Raw genomic sequence first — 26,557 nt, 5'->3', positions numbered from 1 at the left:
CTGCATATTAAAAGCAGAGCCGGCTTTAATTATTTCTTATCTATACTAAACGTTAATATCAAGTCACAAAATCAGGCTTACGCTGGGCTAATGTCGGACTTTTTAGCTCTACGGGCTCTCCTTTTTCAAGACTCAAAAAGGAAGTCGCCTCATTAAACCAGCTGTCAGGAGCTTTATGTCCCCAAAACGTCTGACGTCTTGGATCGTTAATGTCCCACTTGATCGGTTTAAAGTCAGGATCACTTGTCAGATAATCCCCATTGTATAGTTCTATTCTGTTTCCATCAGGATCACGCACGTATAAAAAGAATGCGTTCGATAAGCCGTGACGTCCTGGCCCGCGCTCAATGTTATCTGCATAACCCATGCTTGCCATCACGTCACAGCAATGGATCAAACTCATCGGATCAGATAACCAAAAACCAACGTGATGAAGACGAGGACCTTCTCCGTTCATAAATGCAACATCATGTACCGTTGGTTTCCGGTGAAGCCACGCGGCCCATGTTCGGTCGTCTTCGGTTGCTGTATATTCTGAAACTCTAAATCCGAGTTCATCTGTATAAAACTTTACAGCCCCTTCCACATCTGGAACCATGCAGTTGATGTGATCGATACGCTGAACACGTGCACCACGGTACAGATCATACTTTTGGATGTACCGCTCAACACTTTCCATCTCCACAAAAAACTCTAGCGGTATTCCAGAAGGGTCCTCTACACATAACGTTTTACCGATTCCAACGGCAGGATCTGCATCTTTCCATAGTACTTTGGCACCTTTTCCTTTAAAAAAGGATTCCAGCTCATTCAAGTGACTGTCTTCCCACACTTTGTAGCTTACGACATGAACGCCAGGCTTATCTGCTTTTTTCAACAAAAGACTGTGATGGGAGTGTTCTTCTAGTCCGCGTAATGCCATCCATTCTGAAGTAGCAGCCGTTTCGATAAAACCTAGGGCATTCACATAAAAATCACGGGAAGCATGGAGATCGGTGACGTTCATGACAACACGCGCGATTCGTATAATGTTAAAATCCATGACGACTCCTCCTATACACTACTGTAGTTATGGCTTTTGGAATTCACGCGCTCTAGAAAATCCTTTACCATTGCTTTATAAGGCTCTTTGTTAAATTGATCATAATAAATGTTCGACATACGCGCCGGATCTCCAAAGAAGTAATACTCATAAAGAGCTTGGCGGCCGCCGAACGTACTGATGGAAATGTCCCATGCCAAGCGGAACAATTGGGTGCGCTCATAACCATCAATGTTGGCTCCTTGTGTATAACGATGAACAAGTTCACCGATATCGTCTGCATTAAAATCTGCTTCTGTCGGAATCCCCATCAAACCTGATGCCCCAAGAATTTTCACGATTTCAACAATGCGCTGATACATTTTCGGGTACCAGTTACGGGCTGCATTCAGCGGTGCAAAGTCTGGTGTCATATTTCCGTATTTATCAATAGAAGCGTTATGCTCTGCACGGTAAAGGTGAGAGCGCATCGTTTCGAGAATCAGCATCACTTCAGATGCTTTCTCTTTAACATGCGGAAACACATCAATGCCAATCGATTCCATCATGTTTAAGATGACGCCGAGTACAAATTCAGTTTTTACCGTATTCTTCGCGATTACTTGATGTGCCATATGAACGATCGCGTTAGTCTCGACGTACGTTCGGTTACAAATATCAGAGCTGCCACTTACGAAAACGCGATCCCACGGTACGAGTACATTATCAAAAACAACGATTGCATCACTCTCTTCGAACCGAGAGCTTAGCGGATGATCCCATTGGCTTCGTCCCGTATCAAACGATTCGCGACATAAGAACTTTAAGCCTTCTGTATTGTTAGGGATAGCAAAAGCCATCGCATACGGATCATCTTCAGAAGAAGCTTTGTTCAGCGTTGATGGGAACACAACGATCTCATCTGTTACCCCACCGAGTGTTGCCAGCAACCTTGCCCCTTTTACTACAATGCCGTCCTTGTTCTTTTCAACGATACGAGCAGATAAATACGGATCTTTTTGCTCAGACTGCTTTTTTGATCGGTTCGTTTGCGGATGGATCAGCGTATGCGTTAGGCTGATGTCATTTTCCCGGCAATAGTCATAATACTTTCTTGCGTTTTCTGCGAACATTGGATCGTTTTGGGCAAAAAAGTTACCTGACGTACCGAACGCCATAACACTCGTGTTTAAATAATCTGGCGTACGCCCCATCATTCCGCCTGTGTAGCCTGCCCATTCCGAAATCATCTCACGACGGCGGATGAGATCGTCCACCGTTTTGGGTGCAATAAAGGAAAGACCTACTTTGTCACCCGTCTGTTCAGAGGTATAGAGCATCTTGTCTGCTTTTTCGTGCTGGAGGTCATATAGGTTAGCAATGGACCTTACAATGTTTCGAAATGCCGGATGAGAAGGAACATCATCTACTTTCTCACCATGAATCCAAACGTTATTCTTAGCCTTTGAAATCCCTTGAATATATTGTTCCCCCGTGCGTGCAGGCAAAGAAATCCCTCCTAATGTTTCGCTTCAGTTTGAAGCGACTGTTTTTTCTTTCCGAACTGCTGAATGTGATGATCAGCAAGTGCAACATGCACCACTTTCATCTCGGTGTAAAACTCAAACGCATAGTGTCCGCCTTCACGGCCGATACCCGAATTTTTTGAGCCACCAAACGGAATACGAAGATCACGTACGTTCTGTGAATTCACCCAGAGCATACCAGCTTCAACGGCATTTGCGACACGGAGACCCCTTTTCATGTCGTTTGTCCACACATAGCCTGCGAGACCGTACTTAATATCATTTGCGTATTCGATCACTTCTTTTTCATCTTTAAACGTCATCACAGATAAAACAGGACCGAATATTTCTTCTTGCGCCACCGTCATATCATTTTTTACGTTTAATAAAAGTGTCGGAGCTACAAAATTCCCTTTTTTGTGAGATTCAGAGAGTGCTTGTGTGTATACTTCTGCACCTTCGTTTTTTGCAATCTGTAAATATCTTTTCACATTTTCATAGTGTTCCGTATGGATGAGTGGGCCAACTTCCGTATCTGGATCAGATGGATCCCCAACGATAATGTTATCCACCCTCTCCTTTAAACGAGCCACAAACTCATCTTTAATTGATTCTTGAAGAAACAAACGAGAATTTGCTGTACACCTTTCTCCGTTAAAAGAGAAGATGCCCCATACACAAGCGTCTAGCGCACGCTCAAAGTCACAGTCATCAAATACGATGATCGGTGACTTTCCGCCAAGTTCCATAGAAAAGCGTTTCAATGAAGCAGCACCGTTTCTCATAATCTCGGAACCTGTCTTCGTCTCTCCGGTAAACGAGATAAGCTGCACATCATCATGTGCAACAAGCGATGCACCCGCTGTTTCACCAAAGCCATGAACGACGTTAAAGACGCCTGCTGGTAGTCCAGCTTCATCCACAAGCTCTGCTAGTTTATTAGCTGTTAATGGTGACCATTCAGCTGGTTTTAGAATGACCGTGTTTCCTGTCGCAAGTGCAGGTGCGATTTTCCATGTCTCGAGCATGAATGGCGCATTCCATGGTGTAATGAGTCCTGCCACACCTACAGGCTTTTGAATCGTATAGTTCATGAACTCATCATCCACATGATAAGCTTCACCAGACATACGGTTCTTTACCATCTCCGCATAAAATCTAAAGTTATCCGCTGCACGTCCTACCATCTTTCGTGTTTGAGCTATAGGAAGTCCCGTATCATAGGATTCTAACAGTGCAATCTCTTCTACATCGCGATCAATTAGATCTGCAATCTTATAGATGTATTGAAGACGCTTTTCCTGCTTCATCTTTCCCCAAGGACCTTGTTTAAAAGCAGCCTTTGCCGCTTTTGCAGTTGCATTAATGTCTTCTTTCGTTCCTTCACTTACCGTATTGATCTTTTCGTTCGTATAAGGATTGACGTTAACAAAGTAGTCCCCTTTATGCCCTGAGACAAACTGTCCGTTAATATAGTGCTGAATCATTTCCTTAATTTCCGGCTTCATGATCCTTCCCTCCAGTTGGCACCTTTTCTGTACGTCCATCAACGATCGTATTCTCTAAAGAACCTAAGTAGTCTATCTCAAGCCTGACCACATCACCAGGATGAATATGCGATATTCCTTTTGGTGTACCGGTCCAGATCACATCATTTGGTTCAAGTGTCATGAATGAAGAAACAAACTCAATGATTTCAGGGATTGAATACATCAAATCTTTTGTGTTTCCTTGCTGTCTTAACTCACCGTTGACGTATGTGCGAAGTTCAAGGTTTGTAACATCCGGAATATCTTCTGCATCCACATAAAACGGACCCATCGGACCAAACGTGTCATGCCCTTTTGCGCGTACTGGGGGACGGTACCAGTTGTTCACAAAATCACGGACTGTTACATCGTTCGCAATGGTGTAACCGCTTACAAAATCCATCGCGTGTTCGGCTTTAATATTTCTTCCCTCTTTACCGATGACGACGGCTAGTTCATTTTCATAGTGCATATAAGTTGCGCCATCTGGATAGAACACTTGCCCTTTGTGACCTACTAACGATGAATTTGGCTTTATAAAAAGTACAGGCTCAGCTGGTTTTTCAAGCCCCAGCTCATCTGCATGGTCAGCATAATTAAGTGCTAGCCCGATCATTTTATTTGGCGTAAAGGGAGGAAGCCACGTTTTGATCTCGCTCACCTTAGCTGATTTCCCTGATGAAAATGTGATTACATCGTCAACTACCGTTCCTTTTTGTTCTCTTCCTTCAAAAATAACGCGAGCATGCTTCATTTATACTTCACTCCCTATTTTTTCTACTAACCCATAATCAGCAAGTACAGCTCTTATTTCTTTTTGCAGAGAATCTGCCGGCAAGTCCATCGGCAACCTTAATGTTGGGTTGATCTTGCCCATCATACCTAACGCGGCTTTTAGTGGAGCAGGATTCGTATCTTTAAAAAGAACGTCATTTAAAGGCATCAAATCATAATGAAGCTTTAATGCTTCTTCAACATTTCCAGAATCCCATGCGTTGTATACTTCTGCCACTTTAGACGGCAATACGTTTGCTGTTGCAGATATGTATCCTGCCCCACCAATGGCAAGCATCGGATAGCAAAGCAACTCTATTCCTGAATACAGCAAAAAGTCACGTCCACAGTTTAAAAGTACACGGTTGATGTGTTCAAAGTCTTTATTAGATTCCTTTACTCCGATAATGTTTGGACAGTCTTCATTAAGTCGTGCTAGCGTCTTCACTTCCAAATTTACGGCTGTTCTGCCTGGAATGTTATAAATGATTAATGGGATGTCTACTGAATCTGCGATGAGTTTAAAATGTTTGTAAAGTGCGTGTTGTGAGGGCTTATTGTAGTAAGGGACGATGACCATAGCGGCATCCGCTCCCATTTCTTGAGCTAATTTTGTTAAATGAAGAGATTCTTGATGATTGGTCGATCCAGTTCCCGGAACGATAGGTACAAGCTTGTTTACCGCTTTGATCGCTGTTTCCATTACAAGCTCTCGTTCTTTTAATGTCAGCGATGAAGGTTCTCCTGTCGTTCCGGTAACAGAGATACCATGACTTCCAGACTGGATGTGCCAGTCTATCAAACTTTTAAGTGTTTCAAGATCTAGCGATTCATCTTCATGAAAAGGGGTGATGATCGGAGCGATTGATCCTCTTAGAGATTTCTTTACTTCTTCTACTTTCATACTTTCATCTCCTCAAATAGAATTTTGTTTGGAATCCTCCAGAAAAGCTTTGAGTGTATTCAATTTATGGTTTCTCGTAAATGCCTCTATTATTTTGGGTTCCTCTCTTCTTTCCATCATCTCAATTAGTTGATAGTGTTCAGCAACTGATCGCTTCATTCGGACAGGTTTCATTGTTGATCCCTGCTGACGAACAGTCCCGAGCCTTTCCCAAGTTGTATGAATCTGTTCTAACAGAAATAGATTGGTGCAATATTTGTAAGTTAGTTTATGAAATTCTTTGTTGTAATTGGAGAAAAGAGAATAATCGAGTTGTTCAAGTGCATCTTCCATAAGCTTTGTATACACTCTTAAACCTTCAAGTTTTTCGTAAGGAAAGTGTATTGATGATTCTGCAGTCGCAAAACCTTCTAATACGGCTAGAACGGATAAAGTTTCTAAATATGCTTGTTCATCAAAGGGGGTAACAATCGCTCCTGAGTAAGGCTTAAACGAGATTAGAGAATCTGCTTCAAGCAGCCTGATCGCTTCACGAACGGGAATTGCACTTGTTTGAAGCTCTCTAGCCAGTTGGTCAATAACAAGTTTGTGACCTGGTGGATACCTGCCATCTAAGATACGGGAACGAATGACTTGATAAGCATACTGCTGTTTGTTTGTTTTATGTGTAGTCTTCATAATCTTATGTTAATCTCAAATCATATATGATTTCAAGTTAATTTTCAGAAAAATCATATATTATTGTTAATTTAGTAACAAAGTAATAGACTTTGAAATTTATTAAAATAACTATAGTTAAATAGTCTTGTTACTTGCAGTAAAAGTTTACATATGTAGTAAGAATAAGCTATTCTATACATATAGATTGTGTATAAAGGGGTAAAAAGCCCATGAATGTAAAAAACGCCATGGAAATTCTAGTAGAAGAAGCACTAAAGAATTATTGGGGACAACTTCAGCTTCCTTGTAAATGTGAGATTTGTAAAGCTGATGTGTTTGCGATCACACTCAATAATTTACCACCTCGTTATGTATCAAATGAAGATGGCTATGCTTTTGTCAAAGCACAAAACTTTGATGATCAATCCAGAGTTAACATCTTAAACCAGATTGTAAAAGCTACAGGCATTGTAGCAACTCGACCATCACATGATTTAAAACCATCTCCTGCTAGCGAATAGAAGGCAGATGGTTTTTATTTTTGTACATATGTATATCTTAAAAATGTTGATTAAACCTATAACATTCAGTTGAAAATTTACATATGCAAATATATTCTGACTCTTTATTCCTATTTTTCAGAAAAGTTCCTTGCGAGAGCTTTTTTCTTGTGATATATTTGTGACAACCATTCAGTACTGGATTACATCTTAACTTAAGAGTTTGAAAGTGGTTTGGTAATTACAGAGCACAAAAGTGCAAACGTTCTAGGAGGCATTCACATGCAAACAGGTAAAGTAAAATGGTTTAACGCTGAAAAAGGTTTTGGTTTCATCGAAGTTGAAGGTGGAGATGACGTTTTCGTACACTTCTCTGCAATTCAATCAGAAGGATTTAAATCACTTGACGAAGGTCAAGAAGTAGAATTTGAAATTGTTGACGGAGCTCGCGGACCACAAGCAGCTAACGTAACTAAAAAATAAGTTCAGCCTATATATAAAGACCCGGCAGTTGCTGCCGGGTCTTTTCTATGTAAAATGAACAAATGAAGAGGCTCCCTAACCAGGCAGCCTAGTCTTTTAAACCAACTTTCATTTTATACTTTTGAATTTTACCTAATATGTCTATCTTGTCTTCCTGCGAAAAGATTCCAAGCTTGTGTAGGATTATCGTGTATTGCTGCAACTTAAACAATGAACTCTCTTTATACCACATAACGATCACCTATCTTTCCTTAAGGAAACTTTTTAAACCTTCGTAAATATTATATGCCATCTGCTACATTTATGATAATCATTTGTTCTCCCTTTTCAAGTTGTATCCAAAAAAAAAGCGCACCTAAAGGGTACGCTTTACTAAACTATTTAGTTTGAAGAGTAGAAAGCATGGCCCAGATGGCTTGTTCCCATTTAGCCGCATTCTTATGTTCAGGCAGGTTCACCGTATATTTAACTTGATCTCCGTTGTTTAAGTCTTGGATAACAATATATTTTTTGTAAGAATCTTTTGAAGCCGTAATAAATAACGCAGTCTTTTCAAATGCCTGTCCAGCGACCTCTTTTCCATTCACTTCACTTACTTCCCCGATCGCTTCAAGTTCATCCTTAGCCCATTCTTTTAGATCATCAATAGAAGATTCTTCTGACAAAGGTTCTATTCTAACAAATGTCTCAGCAAATTTCGTAGCAAACAATAAATCTTTTCTTGGCTCTTCTGCTGTAAATTCAAAATCTGGCAGTTTGTAAAAATGGTATTCAAGTTCGCTCTCTGTTAATACCGCGTCCTCTTCAATTGAAACTCCATCCGCTATGTAAGTTAGTTTTTTTGTTGGAGCTGCCTCTGGCGCACTTTCTTCAGTAATTTGCTCAAGTACCCATTGTCCCTCGTTATTCTTCTTGTAAACGATTTTAACTTTTGAACCATCCTTCAAACTTTCGACAGCTTCCCTAACTTCGTCTGTAAGACGAAGAACTAATGTTTCCCCTGCTGCTTCTACCTCAATAGAATTATTGTCAATCATACCAATATACGTTCCTTCTTCTTCAATAGATGTCACTTCTTCGTTAACAGGTTCTTCTTTTTCCGCTTCTTTCTTTTCAGTTGGAGAAGATTCGTTTGTTTTAGGTGCTGGTTCTTCTTTCGTATTGGTGCTTTTCGGTTCGCTGCTACAAGCGGCAAGCAATAGTATGATAGCAAATAGCCAAGTCTTCTTTTTCATCGTTAATCACCTCGAATTAAAAGTTTAATTACAAAAAAATTTTCTGCTTTTCAGTTCTTATTAAAAAAAAGTTCACGATTACAATAGGTATCGTAACAACTAAAACAAAATTTGGAAAACATCTTAAACGCAAAGAGAATCCTGACGATATAAAAACAGTACTTATACATTTTAAAACGGAGATGACGAAATTTGAATCCATCATTTGCCTCAAATTTACAAACGAATAAACTGGTTACTAAAATGCTGTGGGGTATGTATTTTCTCGGTCTAGCAAGTACGTATGCTAGTACGAAAACCGTTAATAGTGTCATGTTTTATGGTATTGCTGGACTCGCAATCCTTTTATCACTCTCGATTTGGACGTATCGAAAGTGGGCTCCCTTCGCAGTTCAATATTTTGTTGTTATCGGCTTAACGATACTAACTATTATCATGGCAGATTCAAACCCGAAGATTTCTACTTACCTGATGACTTATGTATGCCTGGCAGTCATCACGTTGTATCATAACTACCTTTCAATCTTACTATCGGGTATTAGTGGATTATTATTAACCAATTTCTTCTTTTTTCAATACAAAGAGACGATGTTTGCCGGACAAGACCCAAAGATTATTATCTCATTAAACGTTTTCTTAACTGTTATTACTGCTGCTCTAGTGGCACAAGCAAGAATAGGTCAGCGTATGCATGAAAACATTTTGATCGCAGAAAAACAGTCAGAGCAAGATAAGATTAAATTGGAAAAATTGTTAAGTAAAATCAAAGATGCATCAGAAAATCTTCATCACTTTAGTCAGTCTGTAAAAGAAAACGTTACACGAACAGGTGAAATTTCAAGCAACATCACGTACGCTTTTACTGAAGTGGCAAAAGGTGTAGAATCTCAGGCTGTCAGTGTAGGTGGAATGAATCAATCAGTCACAAGCACCAATGACGTAGCAAAAGGTCTTTATCAGCACTCCAATGATATGAGAAAGCTTTCAGAGCAAACAGCCATCGTAACAAAAGCAGGTGAAAATCAAGTAATAGAACTTTCTTTGAAGATGAAAGAAGTAAGTGAGCTCATGCAGCAAACGAACACTCTAATGTACGAATTAAATCAGCAAAGTGAATCAATAGAAGGAATCTTAACGACAATAGAAGAAATTTCATCTCAGACGAATCTGCTTGCATTGAATGCTGCGATTGAAGCAGCGCGAGCAGGAGATCAAGGTAGAGGATTTGCTGTAGTGGCGGACGAGGTTCGACGCCTTGCCGAGGATTCTCAACACTCTACAAAGCAAATCGGTGCAATCCTAGGAGAAATTCGTAACAAAGCTAAACAAGCCGCTCAATTTGTAGATGGTTCACAAGGGGTTGTCACATCCAGTCTGCAAGCTACAGAGAAAACAGCAGACAACTTCAGTCAAATTTTAGTGAACACCGATCAAGTGGCTGCACAGTCATCTGAAGTTCAAGAATTAATTAATCAGCTGTATGAATCAACCGGATATATTGTTGGAGAAATTCATTCTGTTTCTGGAATTGCTGAAACATCAAGTGGTTCTGTTGAAGAAGTTCTTGCATCTGTAGAAGAGCAGCATAGATGTGTAGAAGAAGTGGTTGATAGTTTCAACAAGTTCGAGGCGTTAACCTCAGAACTAAATGAACTGGTAAAAGAATAATAATGCTACAATACCTTTTCATGCATAATGAAAAGGTATTTTTTCTGAGGGAGCTTATTAGATGCATAAACACAGAGGAATCTATTGTATTTGTTTGAACGAATCTAGGGAACTGCTCGTTATCGAAAAGAACGGTGGTCCTTATAAAAATCGCTTGGATCTTCCTGGAGGCACACCAAACGATGGTGAATCTGAATACGAAACGGTCATTCGTGAAGTTCTAGAAGAGACTGGCTATATGGTGATAAAAGGTATGAAACTAGGTGAACGCTGTTATGAACTTCCTTGGAACTATAAGGAATGGACCCGGTCACAACATTCAGCGGTTTTCTTTGATTGCAGGATAGACATTCATTCCCAATCGGCTATAGCTGATATCCCAGATCAAGATTCTAGCGGAGCAAGGTGGATTCCTATTAGTGATCTAAAGAAGGATTGGTGCTCTCCTCTTGTATGGGAAGCAGCGCAATATGCTTTGACCAAACGCATTCCGTCTGAAATGAAAATATATGAAACATGGCGAGTACAAAAGAAACCACTATATCCTATAACTTAAAAAAACAACCGCACAAGGGCGGCTGTTTCTAGTAACAATAAAAGGAACTGATCTGGCGTGTATCCATACCAAAATAGATCCATCTATTGCCGGTCCAGCGAAATCCTGCAACCGATCTTCTACCTGCAAAAGTAAGCCATGCCCAGAATCCTGGTCCCCATGTTGGCCAGATATAGACATATTGGTACAAACAAGGTCTGATCGCGCCTGGATCAACAGCATAGACTCCTGGCTGACTTCCTCCGCCACCTCCACCTTGCAAACTAAAACCTTGCGCTTGGGATGGTGTAAATGATGGAGGTGCTGATGTTGGCGCCATTCCACCGCCACCACCGCCTCCTGGAGGTCCGCCTGGAGGGCCACCTGGTGGGCCAAAACCTTGCCCTCCGCCTTGACCGCCGCCTTGACCCGGAAAAGGTGGAAAACTTCTATACATGCTCAATACGTTCAACTCCTATAAAATTGTATTCGGTTCATCTTATTCATATCGTGATGAAACGTATAGACAAGTAACCCGTATAACTATAAAAGGATTGCTTCATGCTGATTTCGGGTATATTACTTGAAACAACTATGATTTTTATAGGAGGATGAAAATGGGACGTATTAAAAAGGGTATCAAAGGAATGGCTGTTGCTTTTTTAATCAAACAAGGTAAAAAGAGGTTATTGCCTATCATTAAAAGAAAATTAAAAAGCAGATAATAATAAAGAACTCCTTACGTGAGGAGTTCTTTTTGCTTGATTACACGTTTACTTCTATAAACAATTGAGCATCAGATCAGCGCTTTAAATTCATAAACTCTTCTCTTAAAAAACGCACCTCAAACTCGATCAGGGATTCACCTGTCTCTTCTTCAAACAAGCGGTAAAAATTCTTCTGTTTATTAAGCAATAAGGATTTAATTTTAGATCGATTCCCGTCCCTTACTAATTGATCAATGGCATAATAGCTTTGTCTGTATGGACGGTGACTAGATTTTCTCCGATTTTGATATGTCCAATCCTTTACGGAGTGAAGCCTTGTGAAGGGAATGAAGTTTAGAGGTACAAAGATCGGCACCTCTCTTACACTCTGTTTCCCAGCATATTCTGCAAGCCCCTCTTCAAACCATCTAGGTAGATGCCTATTATCCAGTTTATTTTCTGACAAATAACTAATAATCCAATGATGTGTATATTCATGTCCGACCAACTCTAGAAATAGATCAGAATTCTCATCCATGTCGTTAGTAACAAGCAGATGGATGGTTTCTTGAGCAGGTACGTATAATGCTTGCAAGTTTTCATACGAGTGAAACGGCAGATGTTGCTGAAAGATTAAAGGGTTCCGATAGAGGATGAGGGTTACAGGAAGGGCATCATGAACATCAATCCATTCATTGTGATAAAACTGCATTTTACGGATGTGACGAATCGCAGAAACTGCTAATTCCTCGTCTTGAGGTTCATAGAAAACAAAAGCTTTTTTCTCATTCATATTTTCTAGCGTTTTTAAAAAGGATACTCTTTCAAAAATCCTATCCTTTTCTACTAACATCGCTTCCAAATAAAATTGATTTTTTACTCTAGGAGATAAAGAGTGTGGCAAAGAGGTTTCGAGCGCATAATTGCCTACAGATAATATAGCTGTAGAGAATGCTGTAAGAGTAATAACCATGAGGTTTGGCTGTATCCTTTTCATTACAAGCGTTTCTTTTCTCTCTATAACAAATCTAATGAATCGCATGCTAAATAAGGAAAAGCATACAAGAAGAATGGACACCCCGATCAGTAACCCTTCAATATCACCTAACAACAAATACAATCCATAAATACTAATAAGGGAAAAGAAGCTAAGAGAACAAGTTCTTACAAGGATAATTAGCTTCTTCACAGTTTACACTCCCTTTGTCCAATAATTTTTTAGAAGTCGTACTATTATCGATATGCCCTCCATAAAATGTTAATGAATCTTAGTTTTACAGGAGGCGCTATGACCGGATACATTGTTGAAGGCAAAAGTGATCAACTGAGAGTACAAAGTGTTCATCCTCACGCCCATTTTGTCATTTTAAATGGGATTTCATTTCGGCATAAAGAACGAAGAGCGATTGAAGAAGCATTAATTCTTTGTAATGAAGTTTATGTATTAACTGATCCAGATGAGCCTGGTGACAAGATCGCTTTAAAGATCATGGAAACATATCCTGAGATCAAACGAATTCATATTGATCCGGAGAAAGCTAGAAATGTTAGAGAAAGTCGCTACAAGTATGGAGTAGAATACTGTTCAAACCAATATTTAAAAGAGACACTGCCAGGAATCTAATTCTCATTCATAGACTTCTTTACTGCTGTCTTATCACCTTCTCCCTATAATGACTCTTTACAAAGAAATAAAAAAAGACTGCAACTCATGCAGTCTTCATTTCTATTTACTCTCAAAAAATTCAAGTGATTCTTCATCTGGTCCGTAAAAGAAGAAGTATTTTCCGTTTGGAAGCTCTGTGATTTCTTTATCTTTCATGACTACGTCTTTTTTCTGCAACAACTCATATTGCTCTTCAATATTCTTTACAGAAAACGCAATGTGGTGGACCTTCCCCTCATTCGTAACTGGCCCTGTATATCCCGCAATCAACTCAACAAGAACTTTTCCTTCTACCCCTAAGAATGCCAACTCAACGGGTACGCTTGTATGATCGAAACGATCTAATAGATCTAAACCGAGTACCTCGGTATAAAATTTGATAGAGTTCTCCATGTTAGAAACCATAATTCCAGTATGTTCAATTCCAGTAATCATGCTGATCTTTCCCCTTTCTTAAGTTGAAGCAGATTGTTGTTTTAGGAGCGTTTTGCGGATACCTTCTCCGTATTGAAAGAATGGCAAGGACAGTAATGAGATAAGCGTTAGAATGCCAAACACATAAAATCCATGTTCAAAGCCAAACGTACTTAAAAGTAAGCCGCCAATCCACGGCCCCGCACTGAAACCGATCGATCGAAACGACATCGCTCCAAAATATGTACCTCTCATATGCTCAGGCGCTAAATCATCTAAAAGCACATCACTCATAACGAACACAATAATTTCTCCTACTGTTAAAAACACCATACTTATGACAAGAAAAACCCAATTCGTTGATAGTCCAAATCCAAGCAATGCAAGACTGAAAGCAAAACTCCCAAAACGAAGTGCATTCATCGGCTGAAATCGCCTTACATAGTTTGTGACTGGAAACTGAAGTAACAGGACAGTTATTGCATTTGTAACAACAAGGTACGCAAAAAGCTTAACCCCATTCTCGAACTGAGGTGAATTCCCTATATATTGCGCTAGAGTTGTATCCATTTGTGACTGTGCCATCATAACAATTGTATTTCCGATCAGAAAAAAAGCAAGCACTCTGTCTCTTGAAAGCACACTAATGGCAGACTTAATTGAGAACTTTCTCTCTTCCCCACCCTTTAACTCTTTGGAGTACCCTTTTAATGTAAATACAATTAATAATGCATATAAGAGATAAGCGATCGCAGTAATGTAAAAAGCTTGAGTTGAATTTGATGTACCTAGCTGCGTTCCTATAACCGGACCAACTGCAGCACCAACATTTATTGCAAAATATCGAGCATTGAAAACATGAAGCCGGTTTTCTTTTGTCGTTACATCTGCAAGCAATGCTCTAGAAATGGGTTCAAACCAAGAACGGCACAGTCCGTTTAACATGTTTAACACAAAGAAATGCCATACGAGGTCTGCTACAGCAAATCCAACAAACACGGCACTCCAAATGAAGATAGCAACTGTCATCACAGGAAGCCTCCCTATCCGATCAGATAGATAGCCCCCAAAGAAACCACCGAACGTACCCGTTAGAGCACTTACTCCAATTATCAATCCAACCATGGCTGGATCGATCCCTTTTTCATTGTACAAATAAATGGCTAAGAATGGCATAGTCATAAAAAATGCCGCTCGCGTAAACAATGTTCCAGCAACAATTACGATGACTGCTGGATGCCACTTTTTAAGAAAATCTCTCATCCCCATTCCTTCTCTCTTCTATTCTGTTACTTACTCTATCATTTTTTAATTGACTAGAAAAAGAATTTTTACAAATTTTGAAACTTTTCCATTTTTCCTTCGTCTTATATAGGTGTACCCCCCTTTCCCGAAAAAAGCCCTCCCCTAATTTAGGGCTTTTTTCATTTTAAACAATTGCCCTTTAGTCCGTCAGCGCGACTTTGTCACAAAGTGATAACGTTTATCAAAAAAATCACATATTCGTCCATTTTTAATGAGACCTTGCTATATTATAGACATCCCTATCAACAACCCCCTTTTTTCATTGTTAAGAACGAAAAAGAGCGCTAAGAAGGACGACCTTCTAAGCGCTCTTTTTTCATCATTTTTACTTTTATTCACATTCGTCGCCATCACAAAATTCAAATTTCGCATCCCTAATAGCGCCTCTTAATGCACGTTCGATATTAGCTTGAGGATGCAGCCCCTTCAATACTCTCTCACCGATAATAATAGTAGGGACTGCTGAAATATTAAGGTCTTCTGTGGCTTCTTTCTGAATCCTCTCTCTTTCTTGCTTAAATTCACGAGATTCCAATGCATGTTGAAAGGACTTGCCGTCGAGGCCTATTTCTTCAGCAATGTTTTGAAGTACATCAATCTTTCCGATATCTTTTCCGTTTTGATAAAAAGATTTAAAAACAAGATGAGCATATTCTCTTTCCTTGTTGTGCCTTTTAGCAAACAATAATCCTTCATGAGCAAAGAAAGTATGAGGTTGAGGAGATACTTCTGGCAATATCATATCAACACCCATTTTCTTTGATAGAGGCTGAACAGACTCTTGCCACGATCTTTGTAAATAATCTTCTTCAGGACGTAATGTTTTCTGTGGAAATGGTCTGAGTTCGTATGGCATCCACTCAATCTCAACATCCTTATCTTCGGTTGCTTTTAATAATGGCGTTTCTGCTAAGTAACAATATGGACAAACAAAATCAGAATAAACTTTTATTTGTATGGTCATGTTTAATATCCCCTTTATTACAACTTCAGTTCTATGTTTTATTGTTTTCACTTGTGACGCTTATGATATTTCCACCGCAATATATGTTCAAGCAATAAGACTTATCACTATACCGGCAAAACTCCCATTTCTTTAAAATCAAGTAATGGTGTTGTTCAGAGTTTCCAGTATTACAAAATGATTAATAAAAACAACCTCTGTTCACCTTTTGTATTACATGATATATTTAGAAAGGCTTTATCGCTTACATACCATATATTGATATTTTAAAACTTATGAATACATATGATCTACACAAGTCGCATCACTGGCTACAGTGCCTATGAAGCACCATTTTAGGAGGATATACCGTGATTTTAATGGCAGGTATGATCGGTACAGGTAAGTCTACATATGCTGAATTCTTGAGCGAGCAGCTAGGAAGCACTATCTTTTATGAAAGTGTCGTTGACAATCCTATTTTACCCGATTATTACAAAAACCCGAAGCGATGGGCTTTCCCGCTTCAAATATATTTCTTAAACACACGTTTTAAGACGATTCGTGAAGCTCGTACAAGTCCAGACAATGTTCTGGATCGAAGCCTCTACGAAGATCTAATCTTTGCAGAACTGAACTTTGATTCAGGAAACATGACACAGCTTGAATTTGACACATATAAAGACTTACTTGAAACGATGATGAACGAAATCGACAAAACTCCAAAGTCACGTCCTGATTTGCTTGTCTATTTGGATAGTGATTTTGAGACAGCATTAAGCCGTATTCAACAAAGAGGTCGCTCATATGAGCAAGTAGAAGAGAATCCTGAACTACTGGCATACTACAAAACCCTTCATGCTAAATATAAAGATTGGATCTTGGCCTATGATAAAACCCCTGTATTGATTATTGAAAGTGATCAATATAACATATTTAGTAAAGAAGATCAGGATAAAATCCTTACACTTGTAACGAATGAACTGACACGTCTTGAATCATTAAAGCAACCTTCATTTCTTATGCATGAAAGCCGCTAAAACCACAAACACTACTAGGACAAACAAGGTTTAAGGAGTGAACATATTGTTTACAATGTTCTTTATTTTGTTATCTGTCCTTGTAGCCGCTATAGGTCTCTGGTGGACGATGAAAATTGCAAAGAAACAAAAAGTGTATACAGAAGATGAGGTAAACCCTGCCGTCTCGAGACATACTGCATTGTTGAATCCCGTTTTTATTGCACTAGCCGGCTTTACTATCGTAATTGGCCTCATCATCTACATTGCTTATTTTATTTATTAACAACGTAAAGACCAAAAGACATTTAGTCTTTTGGTCTTTTTTCTAAATCTTGAGGTTTCTCTGGATTCCAAAAACTCATACTTTCGATAAAGCGACGTGTTTCCTCTTGACCAAGGTCATGAATCATCTGATAGGCTTCTCTTAGTTTCTCATCATATCTGTCATTATCTGAGTCGTTTGAATAAGGAACGTATGGTAAGTGTGATCTTACAAAAGTATCATTTGCTGTACTGTCTAATTCACTGAACTTCCTTTCAAGATGCCTTACATCTTCATCAGAGGCAGATATTTCAAACTGAAACGTTGAAGCCGTTTTGATGGGAAGAATCTCGCCGGTTTCCACATTAATGTAATACGGTCTTTTTTCCATTCTTCACGTCCTCCTTTTTCTTTATTTTCCTCAGCTCATACGTTTTTATGTAGTCACCACCATTTTTTCTTCTTAAAATAGCTCATGATTACAACAGGCAAAACGAAACAAAGAGTTAAAACGTAAAAATACCCATAGTGCCATTTAAGTTCAGGTATGTATTCAAAGTTCATGCCATAAAGGCCTGCGATAAATGTAAGGGGAATAAAAACAGCACTAACGAGCGTCAACGTTTTCATGATTCTATTCATGTGATCGGACTTTAAAGACATTTGCAGATCTAAAATTCCTTTTAAATTTTCTTTAAAACTGTCAAAAGCAGTTGTTACTCTCGAGAAGGAGGATAGCAGATCTTTAAAATAAAAACCTGATTCTTCATTTGCGTATTCAAAGTCATCATGACCCATTTTCTGTATGATGCCCTCTTCTGCTTCAACATATTGTCTAAGCTTGTGTAAGCGGGTCTTCCAACGATACACGTCCCGTCCGATCTCACGTTTTTGTGGATCAATAAACACACTCTTTTCGAGCTCTAAAAACTCATCTGAAAGCTGATCAACAACTTCTAGATAGGAATTAACGATATCCTTCATCAGATAGTACAGCATATAGCTAACATGTTTCATGTGTTCAGGATTGTTCGTGAAATCTTTTACTAGCTGTTCCCTAAAGGAAATTTCGTGTTCACTCATAACAATCAAATACTTATCACCGATTAGAAGGTTAATCCTAATCGGTTCATAATTTTCAGATCCCAAATAAAACGTTGAAACAACAGCATGATTGCTATAAACATTAAGTTGTGGATGTTCAGAAAAATTCATAAAAGCATTCTTAGCTAAAGGGTGAAGATCTAGCTGCTCTAATATATTGTCTTGATTCATTTCTTTAAGAGATTGATAAAACATCCAGATGGTTTCGTTCTCTTTTGGCATGTCAAAGTGTTCAATTCGTTCGGTTTGATTCGTAACCTCTTTATACATTAACATCTCATGAACTCCTGGCCGTTTTTTCTCTATCTTTCCCATAAGTTCAGGTTCACATGACAAAAAAATAACCCTTTATGTTTAAAGGGTCACTGTACTAATACTTTTTACTTTTTTCACAACTACTCTATCTCCTTGTGCAGGTGGATGAGAAGTTAAAAGAAACTCAACAGGCAAACTCGATTCGTTTCGAACTTGATGGGTTGTCCCTGCAGGAATATCTAATCCTTGATGGGCGCTAAGGATAATTTCTTCACCATCTTTTTCGATCAACAGTTCTCCGTTTAAAACAAAGAAAAATTGATGGGAAAACACATGATAATGTCTTACCTCAGCTGTTTGTGGGGGCATTCTTTCTTGTATGATGCTTAGGTTCTCTTGCTTTAGAAGGTGCCAGCCATCACATGCATCTCCCCATTGATAATGTTCTGCATTTAATGTACTTTTCTTTGCCATACACCCTCCAATTATTTATTCAAAACGTCCTCCAGGTTTATCTTCATCCTTTGTGCACTAGGTGGACAAGTTAAGTTATACTGAAAGACTTTTTGGTTAATGGTCTCTACGGTCTTTTTGATGTTGAATTCTACGGTATACGTTTTTAGCTCCTCTTTTAGTACGTCTATCTCTTGACCAAGTTTCACCCAACTCGGGAGAATGTTATTATCTTTCATTACTTTATGAAGACGCTTCTCGGGATTATAAGTAAGATCTTCATCTAGGTTAAGAGGCTTACCTAAGCCTTCTAAATCATCAAATGCACCTTCTTTACGGGCACGGTTAACGATGGCTGTAATGTGATCTTCGTAAAACCAAGCATTGGTTTGCTCGTCTTTCATTAAGATCTCACGTTGCTGCAGTTCCTTTTCAAGCGATGGTTTTTTGTTCATTACAAAAACCTCCAGGAATAAATTTATTTCTATACTTATACATTATGTTTATTATTCCTCTTCCCTTGGAAAACTTATGGCAGATTTATTGCAAAATTGTGTACAAATTAAGAACGCCTTTCCTACAGCTTAACTTCATCCAAGTTCATTTATAGGTAAAAACTGGAGTCAGCTGAAGAAGAAAAAAGGAAGCGACTGCTCGCTCCCTCTCTGTTACACCCTTATTTTTTTAAGAAGTACTTCTCAAGATCATCTAACATCAAGTTTGCAGCTTTCACTCCACCTGCTGTATTCCAGATTGCATCACTTACCTTGTATGCTTTATCTGCTGTTACAACCTCAAGGTTCTTCCAAAGCGGATTGCCTGTCCATTCTTTTTCTGTATCAGTCGCTTTTCCGTCACCTTCTTCATAAGTGAAGTAGAACAAAATATCACCATTCATATCAGGAATACGTTCTTGTGTAACTTCTTCCATAAAATCATCGTTGTTTTGATCACCAGGACGTGCAAATCCAATTTGATCAAGAATCACACCTGAGAAAGAATCTTTGTGATAGATACGAGATGTTCCTGGCAAGAAACGAACCACTGAAACTTCTGTTTTTAATTGATCTGCTGCCTCTTTCTTCATATCTTCAATACGCTTGTCGAATGCAGCTAGAACTTCTTTACCTTTTTCTTCTTTATCTAAAGCTTTTGCGTATAGTTCAAAGTTGATCTTCCAATCACCACGAAGTTCTTCTGCAAAAACAGTCGGCGCAATTTTATTTAGTTCATCATATTGCTTTTCTTGACGCTGCTTGTTTCCAATGATTAGGTCAGGTTTTAAAGCTGCGATCTTCTCAACATTTACAGTACTCTCGTCACCTACGACTTCTACGCCTTTCATGTCATCCTTAATGTGATCATACCAAGGATCACCTAACCAAGATTTAACGGCTCCAACCGGTTTTACGCCAAGAGCGAGAACTGCTTCAGTACCTTCGTTTGTCAAGACAACTACTCGCTTGTTTTCCTTAACTTCTGTTGTACCCATCGCATGTTCAACTTTATAGGAAGAAGAGGATCCTTCTGACTTTTCTTCTTTTTCTTTATCTTTTCCTCCACATGCTGCTAGTGCAAGCATTAACGTTAACACAGCTGCGAAAGCAAGCCATTTGTATGTAATTTTCTTCATTCGATTTTCTCTCCCCTTTTTATAATGTAAATGATAATGAGAATCAATTACAATTCGTATCATAAACTGATATGAATACGTTGTCAATAACTAAATGATAATGATTTTCAAAGTCATTGACAGATACACACTTTACTTTTAAACTGATAAATGAGAATAACTTTCATTATTAAAAGAGGCTCTAATGAACGGAATATTATACGGAAATAAAATTAAAGCAGCTGGACTTATCCTAGGCGTAATGATTGCGCTCATCATTATGGTGCTGAGTGTGGTACTCGGTTACACCAATACTTCACTTAAACAAGCCATTGAAGCGTATACAGCCTTTAACGGTTCGAACGAACATTTGATCATTCAACTTTCTCGGGTTCCGCGTTCACTTGTAGGTATGGCTGTCGGAATCTCATTAGGGATTGCCGGGGTCCTCATGCAAGCGCTCACTCGAAATCCAATTGCATCTCCAGATATCTTTGGTGTGAATGCCGGAGCCGGATTCTTTATTGTTTTTGGTGTTACTTTCCTTGGGATCTCATCTATACAGCAATTTATGTGGATCGGTTTTTTAGGAGCTGCAGTTGCTGCAGGATTGGCTTATGCATTAGGTTCCGCAGGACAAGGTGGACTAACACCCGTCAAACTAACACTTGCAGGAGCTGTTATGGCCGCACTTTTTGCATCCCTCACGCAAGGTATGCTCGTCACCAATGAAAAAGCACTAGATGAGGTTTTATTCTGGCTCGCTGGTTCAGTTGAAGGAAGAAAACTTTCTATGCTAGCAGCTGTCTTACCTGCACTTATTATCGCTTGGCTCATATCCATCTTATTATCAAGGCAGTTAAACGCCTTTGCGCTTGGTGAAGATGTTGCCATCAGTTTAGGTCAAAAAACAGTAGTGTTTAAACTAGCGGCGGCTCTCATGGTTATCATATTAGCAGGAGGATCAGTTGCGATAGCTGGACCTATCAGTTTCATAGGGATCGTCGTTCCTCACTTTGCTAGATATTTAGTAGGAAATGATCACCGCTGGATCGTGCCATACTCTGCCATCATCGGAGGTATAATGCTCGTCGTTGCAGATATAGGAGCACGTTATATTATCATGCCTGAAGAAGCACCTGTAGGGGTTGTAACAGCTCTGATTGGTACACCATTCTTCATATATATTGTTCGAAAAGGAATATTTCAAAAATGAGAAAGTACTGGGTTTTACAGCGTAAATCATTTTCTTTTTTAGTTGATAAAAAAACGACTGTTAGCATATTTGCTCTCATTCTTGCGGCAGTAGTTGCCATGTTAATTAGTATCGGTGTCGGTGATATGTATATCCCACCGTGGGATGTATTTCAAGCATTATTAGGAACAGGAATTGATATTAACCAGCTCATCATACTTGAGTTTAGACTTCCAAGGGTACTAGTCGCTTTTATAGCAGGAGCTTCGCTTGCACTCTCTGGTGCCATCTTGCAAGGTATTATCCGCAACCCGCTAGCCTCTCCAGATATGATCGGAATAACTGGTGGAGCCGGTTTTGCAGCTGTCGCTTTTCTAACGATGTTCAGTGATGATTCTAACAACCTATTATTAAGCATCAATTATTTACCATTGTTCGCTTTCGGTGGCGCGACGATTGTTGCTTTCTTGATTTATGTATTAGCTTGGAAAGACGGCGTAACACCAATACGTCTCATATTGATCGGCATCGGACTCATGGCTTTATTACAAGCTTTAACTACGCTCATGATGCTCATCGGCCCGATTTACAGAGCGAGTCAAGCCACAATATGGCTTACCGGAACGGTGTACGGTACATCCTGGAACGAAGTAAAAGCATTGCTGCCTTGGTTTATAGGAATGTTACCTATCTTAGTCCTTCTCATACGCCGATTGAACGTCCAAGGATTTGGTGATGATCTTACAAAAGGAGCAGGTATCTCCGTCCACCGTGAACGATTTTTACTTTTGATGGTCTGCACGGCTTTAGCCGGTTCAGCAGTCGCATTTGCAGGAGCGATGGGGTTTGTTGGACTTATCGGACCACATATCGCTAGAAGAATTTCAGGCTCGTCGTTCGGCGGCTTGCTCCCAGCTTCGGCTTTGATCGGTGGTATCATGGTCGTTTTGGCAGACCTTGCCGGACGTACCTTGTTCTCACCTTTAGAAGTACCTGCCGGTGTCTTTACAGCGGCGATCGGTGCTCCCTACTTTATCTATCTATTATTTAAAAACCAATAACAGGAGTGGATGACAGATGGCTGTACTAACAACCTCTAACCTAACTTTAGCTTATGGAAAAGAACCGATTATCGACGAGTTGAACCTGCAGATTCCAAAAGGTAAAATCACCGTCTTGATCGGAAGCAATGGTTGTGGAAAATCCACCCTGTTACGCTCTATGGCAAGACTATTAACTCCTAAAGGTGGCCATGTTTTGCTAAATGGTAAAGATGTAGCGAAACGGTCTACAAAACAAGTAGCAAAAGAACTGGCGATCCTGCCGCAAGGACCAATTGCTCCAGAAGGGTTAACTGTTCTACAACTAGTGAAGCAAGGACGCTTTCCATATCAATCTTGGCTGCAACAATGGTCACAAGAAGACGAACAAGCCGTAATGAACGCGCTTCGTGCGACAAATCTTATTCCTTATATGGAAACACCTGTTGATTCACTTTCAGGTGGTCAGCGTCAGCGTGCTTGGATCGCTATGACACTGGCTCAAGGAACAGAGACGATTCTATTGGATGAACCTACTACCTACTTAGACATGACACATCAAATTGAGATTCTCGATCTGCTATTTGAGTTAAATGAAAAAGAAAAGCGAACAATAGTTATGGTGCTTCATGATTTGAATCTTGCATGCCGTTATGCTCATCATATTGTTGCGATTCAAGATAAAACCGTCTACGCAGAGGGTGCCCCTGAAGATATTATGAATGAACAATTAGTAGAAGATGTATTCCAGATGTCGAGTACCGTGATTCCTGATCCAGTTTTCGGCACACCAATGTGTATTCCATATGGAAAGGGGCGAGTCGTTCGACATGTCAATACTCCTCAGTACGCCTAAGTCAAACGGTTGGACAGCAGAAGAAAAAAATCATATCAGTTCAAACTATCGCTTCTCCTTTCAAGCACCATATGAGAATGAAGTTGTCGTTTCTGCCGAACAGCTGTTGAACGATGAGCACCTGCTTCAGTTTTTGGATCAAACAGGACCGCGTATCGGTTCGAATAAACGCCCTGTGACTGCATCTCTATTCTTTAAGCGCTATGCGTATTGCAGTTTAACTTCCTGTTTATATGGAATGACCATTCTTAATAAGTCATTCGATATGAACATAAAAAATGTATATCTTATCGATCACAACTCAGACAGCATGTGGCTTCCATCATTCACACTGAAAGATGCATCTGCTCGCGTCGCTGACGAAAACAGGGCAGATTGGCGCTCTTCTGTCATTGAATCACTTTTTAAAGAAAATATGTCTGTCATGTTGAATCATATTGCAAGCACTGCACGTATCTCAAAAGCAACTCTTTGGGAGAACGCTTGGATCTACATACGCTGGGTATATGAAACGTGGTTAACAGAAGAGCATCCAGCAGAAGTTAAGCAAAGGATCCAAGAAGATTATGCGTTCTTTATGGAAGCACCTGCTTTTCATTTTGGGTTAACAAAAAACCCGTTCCAACGTTTTACAGTCCCCGTCGGCTGTGGACCTACTAAGACTCGTAAGACTTGCTGCCTATATTACAAAACAGATAACGGGACTTGTTGTTCTACATGTCCAAAGCGATAAATCGAGGCTATCTGACCTCGGTTTTTTGTTTTTTCTTGATTGATTTCGGGTAATTTAGTATAGATAGATTGATTGGAGGCGATTGTATTGATGTGGTTATGGATTTTCTTAGCTGTATGCGCAGCTGCAGCTCTATTTATTTTAATTCCAGGAATTAAGGCTATGAAGGAATCAATGGGTACTGTTCAACAAATGAAGAGCACTGGTGACAGCATTACCGCTCGGATGAATGATGTAAAAACACAGCAGCAACTTCTTCAAGAAAAGAAAGATTACTTAAGATATGACATTTACCAAAAGAAAAATAGTTTTTCAGCTGTTAAAGAAGGATTCACAGATTTAAAAGATACCTTTAAGAAAATAAAAAGCTAAAGGAGTAGGATAACCATGCGGATTACAACTTTTGTAATGGCGGCGATCGAACAGCCTGATGATGAAACATTGAGTGAATTGCACGAGGAAGAATTGCCATCTTATGAAATCTCAAAAAAAGGGTTGTACACCGCATATTCCTTGGAGTCTGGCGAACGGTTAATTAAGGACGAAAAAGATACGTGGTATGTGTGTGCTTCTTTTGAAAGAAAAACGCTTCATGAGATCAAATATGGTAGGCAGCTTTTTGCGCCACCTTATGCGGAAATTCCTATGGAACAACTACCTTTTGTAGAGTTGCTGCAGCGAAATAATTGGACTCCGTTACATGTTCATTATGATAAAGCATTGTGTCATGTCATAGCTGAAGTAGAGGACATGGATTCCGTTTCATTAGAATTTCAATCCAGACTGGCACATGCTGATGGTGATGACGATCCGCAAGTGGCACACTCTCTTCATTACATTGAATCTAAGCTGAACGGTAAGCGCACACGCTTCATATCAGGCTGGGAGTCTCACTCTTTTGCAACTATAACGGAAAGTAACGAATTTGCTCAAAATATTCTTCTTCCTACGTCTTCTTGGCTCTATCTTTTGTATTTTGAACATTTTCTACATCACAAAGGATCGGTTCCATCAGATCAGATGATGCCAAGATTGTTAGGTAATCTATGGGCGTCTACAGGAAATGTAGTTCCTCATAATGTGGAGCTTGTACAGATTAAAAAGTTATAATTAAAGCCTCTAGCATTAGTTAGAGGCCTATTATTTATTTTACAACAAGTTTTGATACCATATCTGCATGACCGTTTCCACAAGGAACGCTGCATCGAAGAGTATATTCACCAGGCTTTAAATTTACAACATCAGAAGAACCACCTGTTACGTTCACGTCTTCTCCCTCAATCATAACCGCGTGGTTGCCATCAACGTTTTCAAGTTTAAGAGCTACGTCTTTATTTGCTGGAATTTCATACTCTTTTTTATCAAATTTAAAATTACTAGCTTCAATTGTGATCGTTTCTTCCGCATTCTTTGTACTTTTTTCCTTGTCTTTTCCTCCACCGCAAGCTGCCAGTATTCCAATTGCAAGAATTGCGATCGCTGCAAGCCATAAAGATTTTTTAAGCATGGAAAATCCCTCCTAGAGTCTTTCTTCCTTCATTATAACCCCATTTTACAACAACTAGTATGGAGAAACTGTGACAGATAACATATGCGAAAAAAATAGTCCGATAATTGCCGGACTATTTTTCTAACTTTTTATATTCTTCATGGATTTGTTTTGACGTTTGATCGATCTCTTCTCCCCAATGGTCGTTCACCTTTGTCACGATAACCTTTCCTTTCTTAACGATCAGTGCGTACCCACGCTTAGCTACACTGTCCCCTTTCATATCTAGATGATCAATAAGCTTAAATTCCGGATCTGATAAGAATGGAAATCCAGGTTTCATCTCTTGATGAAGGACAGACAAATGCTCAACCGTATCAGAGCTTACCGCATAAATATTTACATCCATATCTTTAAATTCACCAATATTTTCATTCAGCTGAACTAGCTGCTTTTGGCAGAGTCCTCAGCCAGCTGTTGTAAATAAAAAAATGAGTGATGGTTTGTCAGAAGGAAAAACAACCACTGGTTCACCGTTTTGGTTTACTAGCTTTGCTTCTTTTATTTTTGAATCATTTCCACATCCAGCAACCACAAGCATAAGAACGATAGCTACGCATATATTGAAATTTTTATGTATCTTTTTCATGCCAATCCCCTTTCGGA

32 protein-coding genes and 1 pseudogene are annotated in these 26,557 nt (G+C 39.4%); 13 read left to right on the top strand and 20 right to left on the bottom strand.

All coding sequences use genetic code 11. From position 1 onward, the window contains the following. Nucleotides 1-58: 58 nt before the first annotated feature. From hpaD to HU823_RS14040, 6 genes are read right to left on the bottom strand one after another with little or no spacing between them, the layout of a single operon-like run. A complete protein-coding gene (hpaD, locus tag HU823_RS14065) occupies nucleotides 59-1,042 on the bottom strand; it encodes a 3,4-dihydroxyphenylacetate 2,3-dioxygenase (protein WP_197222469.1) in 984 nt (327 codons plus the stop codon). Between the two features lie 11 nt (nucleotides 1,043-1,053). Beyond that, on the bottom strand, nucleotides 1,054-2,529 hold the full coding sequence (hpaB, locus tag HU823_RS14060; RefSeq protein WP_144701287.1) for a 4-hydroxyphenylacetate 3-monooxygenase, oxygenase component: 1,476 nt from the start codon (nucleotides 2,527-2,529) through the stop codon (nucleotides 1,054-1,056). An 11-nt stretch (nucleotides 2,530-2,540) separates the two neighbouring features. Next, nucleotides 2,541-4,055 (bottom strand): 5-carboxymethyl-2-hydroxymuconate semialdehyde dehydrogenase, encoded by a 1,515-nt coding sequence (gene hpaE / locus HU823_RS14055; protein WP_144701289.1) that lies wholly within the window; start codon nucleotides 4,053-4,055, stop codon nucleotides 2,541-2,543. Continuing rightward, entirely contained in the window at nucleotides 4,039-4,830 is a 792-nt protein-coding gene (locus HU823_RS14050) for a fumarylacetoacetate hydrolase family protein (protein WP_144701292.1), read from the bottom strand. The genes hpaE and HU823_RS14050 overlap by 17 nt, the downstream gene beginning before the upstream one ends. Next, nucleotides 4,831-5,754, bottom strand: coding sequence for a 2,4-dihydroxyhept-2-ene-1,7-dioic acid aldolase (gene hpaI / locus HU823_RS14045; RefSeq protein WP_197222468.1), 924 nt, complete (start codon nucleotides 5,752-5,754; stop codon nucleotides 4,831-4,833). Between the two features lie 12 nt (nucleotides 5,755-5,766). Beyond that, complete coding sequence (locus tag HU823_RS14040; protein WP_197222467.1) at nucleotides 5,767-6,432, bottom strand: GntR family transcriptional regulator; 666 nt, start codon at nucleotides 6,430-6,432, stop codon at nucleotides 5,767-5,769. A 212-nt stretch (nucleotides 6,433-6,644) separates the two neighbouring features. Between HU823_RS14040 and HU823_RS14035 the strand changes: the two genes are divergently transcribed. After that, nucleotides 6,645-6,935, top strand: coding sequence for a late competence development ComFB family protein (locus tag HU823_RS14035; protein ID WP_144701298.1), 291 nt, complete (start codon nucleotides 6,645-6,647; stop codon nucleotides 6,933-6,935). A gap of 261 nt (nucleotides 6,936-7,196) precedes the next feature. After that, on the top strand, nucleotides 7,197-7,397 hold the full coding sequence (cspD, locus tag HU823_RS14030) for a cold-shock protein CspD (protein ID WP_066237152.1): 201 nt from the start codon (nucleotides 7,197-7,199) through the stop codon (nucleotides 7,395-7,397). A 377-nt stretch (nucleotides 7,398-7,774) separates the two neighbouring features. On the opposite strand, the gene HU823_RS14025 is transcribed toward cspD, so the two are convergent. Then, nucleotides 7,775-8,632: a hypothetical protein gene (locus tag HU823_RS14025; protein WP_197222466.1), complete on the bottom strand. Its 858-nt coding sequence runs from the start codon at nucleotides 8,630-8,632 to the stop codon at nucleotides 7,775-7,777. A 192-nt stretch (nucleotides 8,633-8,824) separates the two neighbouring features. Between HU823_RS14025 and HU823_RS14020 the strand changes: the two genes are divergently transcribed. Beyond that, nucleotides 8,825-10,300 carry a methyl-accepting chemotaxis protein gene (locus HU823_RS14020; protein ID WP_137789948.1) on the top strand — a complete coding sequence of 492 codons (1,476 nt, stop codon included), beginning with the start codon at nucleotides 8,825-8,827 and terminating at the stop codon, nucleotides 10,298-10,300. A gap of 61 nt (nucleotides 10,301-10,361) precedes the next feature. Continuing rightward, the gene (locus tag HU823_RS14015) at nucleotides 10,362-10,856 is read left to right on the top strand and encodes an NUDIX domain-containing protein (RefSeq protein ID WP_197222465.1); all 495 of its coding nucleotides are present in this window, start codon (nucleotides 10,362-10,364) and stop codon (nucleotides 10,854-10,856) included. 28 nt (nucleotides 10,857-10,884) lie between these two features. Here HU823_RS14015 and HU823_RS14010 read toward each other — a convergent pair whose 3' ends face one another. After that, nucleotides 10,885-11,292 carry a hypothetical protein gene (locus HU823_RS14010; RefSeq protein ID WP_066399872.1) on the bottom strand — a complete coding sequence of 136 codons (408 nt, stop codon included), beginning with the start codon at nucleotides 11,290-11,292 and terminating at the stop codon, nucleotides 10,885-10,887. 344 nt (nucleotides 11,293-11,636) lie between these two features. Next, nucleotides 11,637-12,731, bottom strand: a complete 1,095-nt coding sequence (locus tag HU823_RS14005; protein WP_144701304.1) for a hypothetical protein — start codon at nucleotides 12,729-12,731, stop codon at nucleotides 11,637-11,639. A gap of 99 nt (nucleotides 12,732-12,830) precedes the next feature. Between HU823_RS14005 and HU823_RS14000 the strand changes: the two genes are divergently transcribed. Next, nucleotides 12,831-13,166, top strand: coding sequence for a toprim domain-containing protein (locus tag HU823_RS14000; protein ID WP_186320550.1), 336 nt, complete (start codon nucleotides 12,831-12,833; stop codon nucleotides 13,164-13,166). Nucleotides 13,167-13,268: 102 nt separating this feature from the next. Here HU823_RS14000 and HU823_RS13995 read toward each other — a convergent pair whose 3' ends face one another. From HU823_RS13995 to HU823_RS13985, 3 genes are all read right to left on the bottom strand, one after another. Next, nucleotides 13,269-13,643 (bottom strand): VOC family protein, encoded by a 375-nt coding sequence (locus HU823_RS13995; RefSeq protein WP_144701307.1) that lies wholly within the window; start codon nucleotides 13,641-13,643, stop codon nucleotides 13,269-13,271. A gap of 18 nt (nucleotides 13,644-13,661) precedes the next feature. Then, nucleotides 13,662-14,885, bottom strand: a complete 1,224-nt coding sequence (locus HU823_RS13990) for an MDR family MFS transporter (protein ID WP_144701309.1) — start codon at nucleotides 14,883-14,885, stop codon at nucleotides 13,662-13,664. Between the two features lie 373 nt (nucleotides 14,886-15,258). Continuing rightward, entirely contained in the window at nucleotides 15,259-15,891 is a 633-nt protein-coding gene (locus HU823_RS13985; RefSeq protein WP_144701311.1) for a DsbA family oxidoreductase, read from the bottom strand. A gap of 359 nt (nucleotides 15,892-16,250) precedes the next feature. On the opposite strand from HU823_RS13985, the gene HU823_RS13980 reads away from it, so the two are divergent. Together HU823_RS13980 and HU823_RS13975 are read left to right on the top strand one after the other, a co-directional pair. Further along, a complete protein-coding gene (locus tag HU823_RS13980) occupies nucleotides 16,251-16,910 on the top strand; it encodes a deoxynucleoside kinase (protein WP_197222616.1) in 660 nt (219 codons plus the stop codon). A gap of 46 nt (nucleotides 16,911-16,956) precedes the next feature. Further along, nucleotides 16,957-17,175, top strand: coding sequence for a hypothetical protein (locus HU823_RS13975; protein WP_144701313.1), 219 nt, complete (start codon nucleotides 16,957-16,959; stop codon nucleotides 17,173-17,175). 22 nt (nucleotides 17,176-17,197) lie between these two features. Here the strand turns inward: HU823_RS13975 and HU823_RS13970 are convergent, their stop codons facing one another. From HU823_RS13970 to HU823_RS13950, 5 genes are all read right to left on the bottom strand, one after another. Continuing rightward, a complete protein-coding gene (locus HU823_RS13970; RefSeq protein ID WP_231607463.1) occupies nucleotides 17,198-17,545 on the bottom strand; it encodes a hydrolase in 348 nt (115 codons plus the stop codon). A gap of 53 nt (nucleotides 17,546-17,598) precedes the next feature. Next, nucleotides 17,599-18,534, bottom strand: coding sequence for a magnesium transporter CorA family protein (locus HU823_RS13965; protein WP_197222464.1), 936 nt, complete (start codon nucleotides 18,532-18,534; stop codon nucleotides 17,599-17,601). Nucleotides 18,535-18,612: 78 nt separating this feature from the next. Further along, nucleotides 18,613-18,987: a cupin domain-containing protein gene (locus tag HU823_RS13960; RefSeq protein ID WP_144701317.1), complete on the bottom strand. Its 375-nt coding sequence runs from the start codon at nucleotides 18,985-18,987 to the stop codon at nucleotides 18,613-18,615. Nucleotides 18,988-18,998: 11 nt separating this feature from the next. Beyond that, nucleotides 18,999-19,421 (bottom strand): DUF1992 domain-containing protein, encoded by a 423-nt coding sequence (locus HU823_RS13955; RefSeq protein ID WP_197222463.1) that lies wholly within the window; start codon nucleotides 19,419-19,421, stop codon nucleotides 18,999-19,001. 221 nt (nucleotides 19,422-19,642) lie between these two features. Next, a complete protein-coding gene (locus HU823_RS13950; RefSeq protein WP_197222462.1) occupies nucleotides 19,643-20,599 on the bottom strand; it encodes an ABC transporter substrate-binding protein in 957 nt (318 codons plus the stop codon). A gap of 184 nt (nucleotides 20,600-20,783) precedes the next feature. Between HU823_RS13950 and HU823_RS13945 the strand changes: the two genes are divergently transcribed. The 6 genes from HU823_RS13945 to HU823_RS13920 all read left to right on the top strand — a co-directional run bounded on the left by HU823_RS13945 (nucleotide 20,784) and on the right by HU823_RS13920 (nucleotide 25,512). Further along, complete coding sequence (locus HU823_RS13945; protein WP_144701323.1) at nucleotides 20,784-21,794, top strand: FecCD family ABC transporter permease; 1,011 nt, start codon at nucleotides 20,784-20,786, stop codon at nucleotides 21,792-21,794. Continuing rightward, the gene (locus HU823_RS13940) at nucleotides 21,791-22,834 is read left to right on the top strand and encodes a FecCD family ABC transporter permease (RefSeq protein ID WP_197222461.1); all 1,044 of its coding nucleotides are present in this window, start codon (nucleotides 21,791-21,793) and stop codon (nucleotides 22,832-22,834) included. Before HU823_RS13945 ends, HU823_RS13940 begins: the two co-directional genes overlap by 4 nt. A gap of 16 nt (nucleotides 22,835-22,850) precedes the next feature. Then, entirely contained in the window at nucleotides 22,851-23,669 is an 819-nt protein-coding gene (locus tag HU823_RS13935) for an ABC transporter ATP-binding protein (protein ID WP_197222460.1), read from the top strand. Beyond that, on the top strand, nucleotides 23,644-24,402 hold the full coding sequence (locus HU823_RS13930) for an IucA/IucC family C-terminal-domain containing protein (RefSeq protein ID WP_197222459.1): 759 nt from the start codon (nucleotides 23,644-23,646) through the stop codon (nucleotides 24,400-24,402). Before HU823_RS13935 ends, HU823_RS13930 begins: the two co-directional genes overlap by 26 nt. 87 nt (nucleotides 24,403-24,489) lie before the next feature. After that, on the top strand, nucleotides 24,490-24,774 hold the full coding sequence (locus HU823_RS13925) for a hypothetical protein (protein WP_137789964.1): 285 nt from the start codon (nucleotides 24,490-24,492) through the stop codon (nucleotides 24,772-24,774). A 15-nt stretch (nucleotides 24,775-24,789) separates the two neighbouring features. After that, a complete protein-coding gene (locus HU823_RS13920; RefSeq protein ID WP_197222458.1) occupies nucleotides 24,790-25,512 on the top strand; it encodes a hypothetical protein in 723 nt (240 codons plus the stop codon). Nucleotides 25,513-25,546: 34 nt separating this feature from the next. Here the strand turns inward: HU823_RS13920 and HU823_RS13915 are convergent, their stop codons facing one another. The 3 genes and pseudogenes from HU823_RS13915 to HU823_RS13905 all read right to left on the bottom strand — a co-directional run bounded on the left by HU823_RS13915 (nucleotide 25,547) and on the right by HU823_RS13905 (nucleotide 26,540). Further along, entirely contained in the window at nucleotides 25,547-25,909 is a 363-nt protein-coding gene (locus HU823_RS13915) for a cupredoxin domain-containing protein (RefSeq protein WP_144701332.1), read from the bottom strand. A 115-nt stretch (nucleotides 25,910-26,024) separates the two neighbouring features. Then, nucleotides 26,025-26,342 (bottom strand): annotated as a pseudogene (locus HU823_RS13910) (redoxin domain-containing protein); the annotation flags it as partial. A 15-nt stretch (nucleotides 26,343-26,357) separates the two neighbouring features. Further along, nucleotides 26,358-26,540, bottom strand: coding sequence for a hypothetical protein (locus HU823_RS13905; protein ID WP_144701336.1), 183 nt, complete (start codon nucleotides 26,538-26,540; stop codon nucleotides 26,358-26,360). Nucleotides 26,541-26,557: the final 17 nt, after the last annotated feature.

Source organism: Fictibacillus sp. 18YEL24 (assembly GCF_015903855.1).
GTDB lineage: Bacteria > Bacillota > Bacilli > Bacillales > Fictibacillaceae > Fictibacillus > Fictibacillus phosphorivorans_C.
This window is presented reverse-complemented; position numbering and strand designations above follow the sequence as displayed.

Excerpts from the sequence above, each read along its gene's own strand:
- hpaD (WP_197222469.1), bottom strand. The coding sequence starts at position 1,042 with ATGGATTTTAACATTATACGAATCGCGCGTGTTGTCATGAACGTCACC.
- hpaE (WP_144701289.1), bottom strand. The coding sequence starts at position 4,055 with ATGAAGCCGGAAATTAAGGAAATGATTCAGCACTATATTAACGGACAG.
- HU823_RS14050 (WP_144701292.1), bottom strand. The coding sequence starts at position 4,830 with ATGAAGCATGCTCGCGTTATTTTTGAAGGAAGAGAACAAAAAGGAACG.
- hpaI (WP_197222468.1), bottom strand. The coding sequence starts at position 5,754 with ATGAAAGTAGAAGAAGTAAAGAAATCTCTAAGAGGATCAATCGCTCCG.
- HU823_RS14040 (WP_197222467.1), bottom strand. The coding sequence starts at position 6,432 with ATGAAGACTACACATAAAACAAACAAACAGCAGTATGCTTATCAAGTC.
- HU823_RS14035 (WP_144701298.1), top strand. The coding sequence starts at position 6,645 with ATGAATGTAAAAAACGCCATGGAAATTCTAGTAGAAGAAGCACTAAAG.
- cspD (WP_066237152.1), top strand. The coding sequence starts at position 7,197 with ATGCAAACAGGTAAAGTAAAATGGTTTAACGCTGAAAAAGGTTTTGGT.
- HU823_RS14025 (WP_197222466.1), bottom strand. The coding sequence starts at position 8,632 with ATGAAAAAGAAGACTTGGCTATTTGCTATCATACTATTGCTTGCCGCT.
- HU823_RS14015 (WP_197222465.1), top strand. The coding sequence starts at position 10,362 with ATGCATAAACACAGAGGAATCTATTGTATTTGTTTGAACGAATCTAGG.
- HU823_RS14010 (WP_066399872.1), bottom strand. The coding sequence starts at position 11,292 with ATGTATAGAAGTTTTCCACCTTTTCCGGGTCAAGGCGGCGGTCAAGGC.
- HU823_RS14000 (WP_186320550.1), top strand. The coding sequence starts at position 12,831 with ATGACCGGATACATTGTTGAAGGCAAAAGTGATCAACTGAGAGTACAA.
- HU823_RS13995 (WP_144701307.1), bottom strand. The coding sequence starts at position 13,643 with ATGATTACTGGAATTGAACATACTGGAATTATGGTTTCTAACATGGAG.
- HU823_RS13990 (WP_144701309.1), bottom strand. The coding sequence starts at position 14,885 with ATGAGAGATTTTCTTAAAAAGTGGCATCCAGCAGTCATCGTAATTGTT.
- HU823_RS13985 (WP_144701311.1), bottom strand. The coding sequence starts at position 15,891 with ATGACCATACAAATAAAAGTTTATTCTGATTTTGTTTGTCCATATTGT.
- HU823_RS13980 (WP_197222616.1), top strand. The coding sequence starts at position 16,251 with ATGGCAGGTATGATCGGTACAGGTAAGTCTACATATGCTGAATTCTTG.
- HU823_RS13970 (WP_231607463.1), bottom strand. The coding sequence starts at position 17,545 with ATGGAAAAAAGACCGTATTACATTAATGTGGAAACCGGCGAGATTCTT.
- HU823_RS13965 (WP_197222464.1), bottom strand. The coding sequence starts at position 18,534 with ATGTTAATGTATAAAGAGGTTACGAATCAAACCGAACGAATTGAACAC.
- HU823_RS13960 (WP_144701317.1), bottom strand. The coding sequence starts at position 18,987 with ATGGCAAAGAAAAGTACATTAAATGCAGAACATTATCAATGGGGAGAT.
- HU823_RS13955 (WP_197222463.1), bottom strand. The coding sequence starts at position 19,421 with ATGAACAAAAAACCATCGCTTGAAAAGGAACTGCAGCAACGTGAGATC.
- HU823_RS13950 (WP_197222462.1), bottom strand. The coding sequence starts at position 20,599 with ATGAAGAAAATTACATACAAATGGCTTGCTTTCGCAGCTGTGTTAACG.
- HU823_RS13945 (WP_144701323.1), top strand. The coding sequence starts at position 20,784 with ATGAACGGAATATTATACGGAAATAAAATTAAAGCAGCTGGACTTATC.
- HU823_RS13940 (WP_197222461.1), top strand. The coding sequence starts at position 21,791 with ATGAGAAAGTACTGGGTTTTACAGCGTAAATCATTTTCTTTTTTAGTT.
- HU823_RS13935 (WP_197222460.1), top strand. The coding sequence starts at position 22,851 with ATGGCTGTACTAACAACCTCTAACCTAACTTTAGCTTATGGAAAAGAA.
- HU823_RS13930 (WP_197222459.1), top strand. The coding sequence starts at position 23,644 with ATGTCAATACTCCTCAGTACGCCTAAGTCAAACGGTTGGACAGCAGAA.
- HU823_RS13920 (WP_197222458.1), top strand. The coding sequence starts at position 24,790 with ATGCGGATTACAACTTTTGTAATGGCGGCGATCGAACAGCCTGATGAT.
- HU823_RS13915 (WP_144701332.1), bottom strand. The coding sequence starts at position 25,909 with ATGCTTAAAAAATCTTTATGGCTTGCAGCGATCGCAATTCTTGCAATT.
- HU823_RS13905 (WP_144701336.1), bottom strand. The coding sequence starts at position 26,540 with ATGAAAAAGATACATAAAAATTTCAATATATGCGTAGCTATCGTTCTT.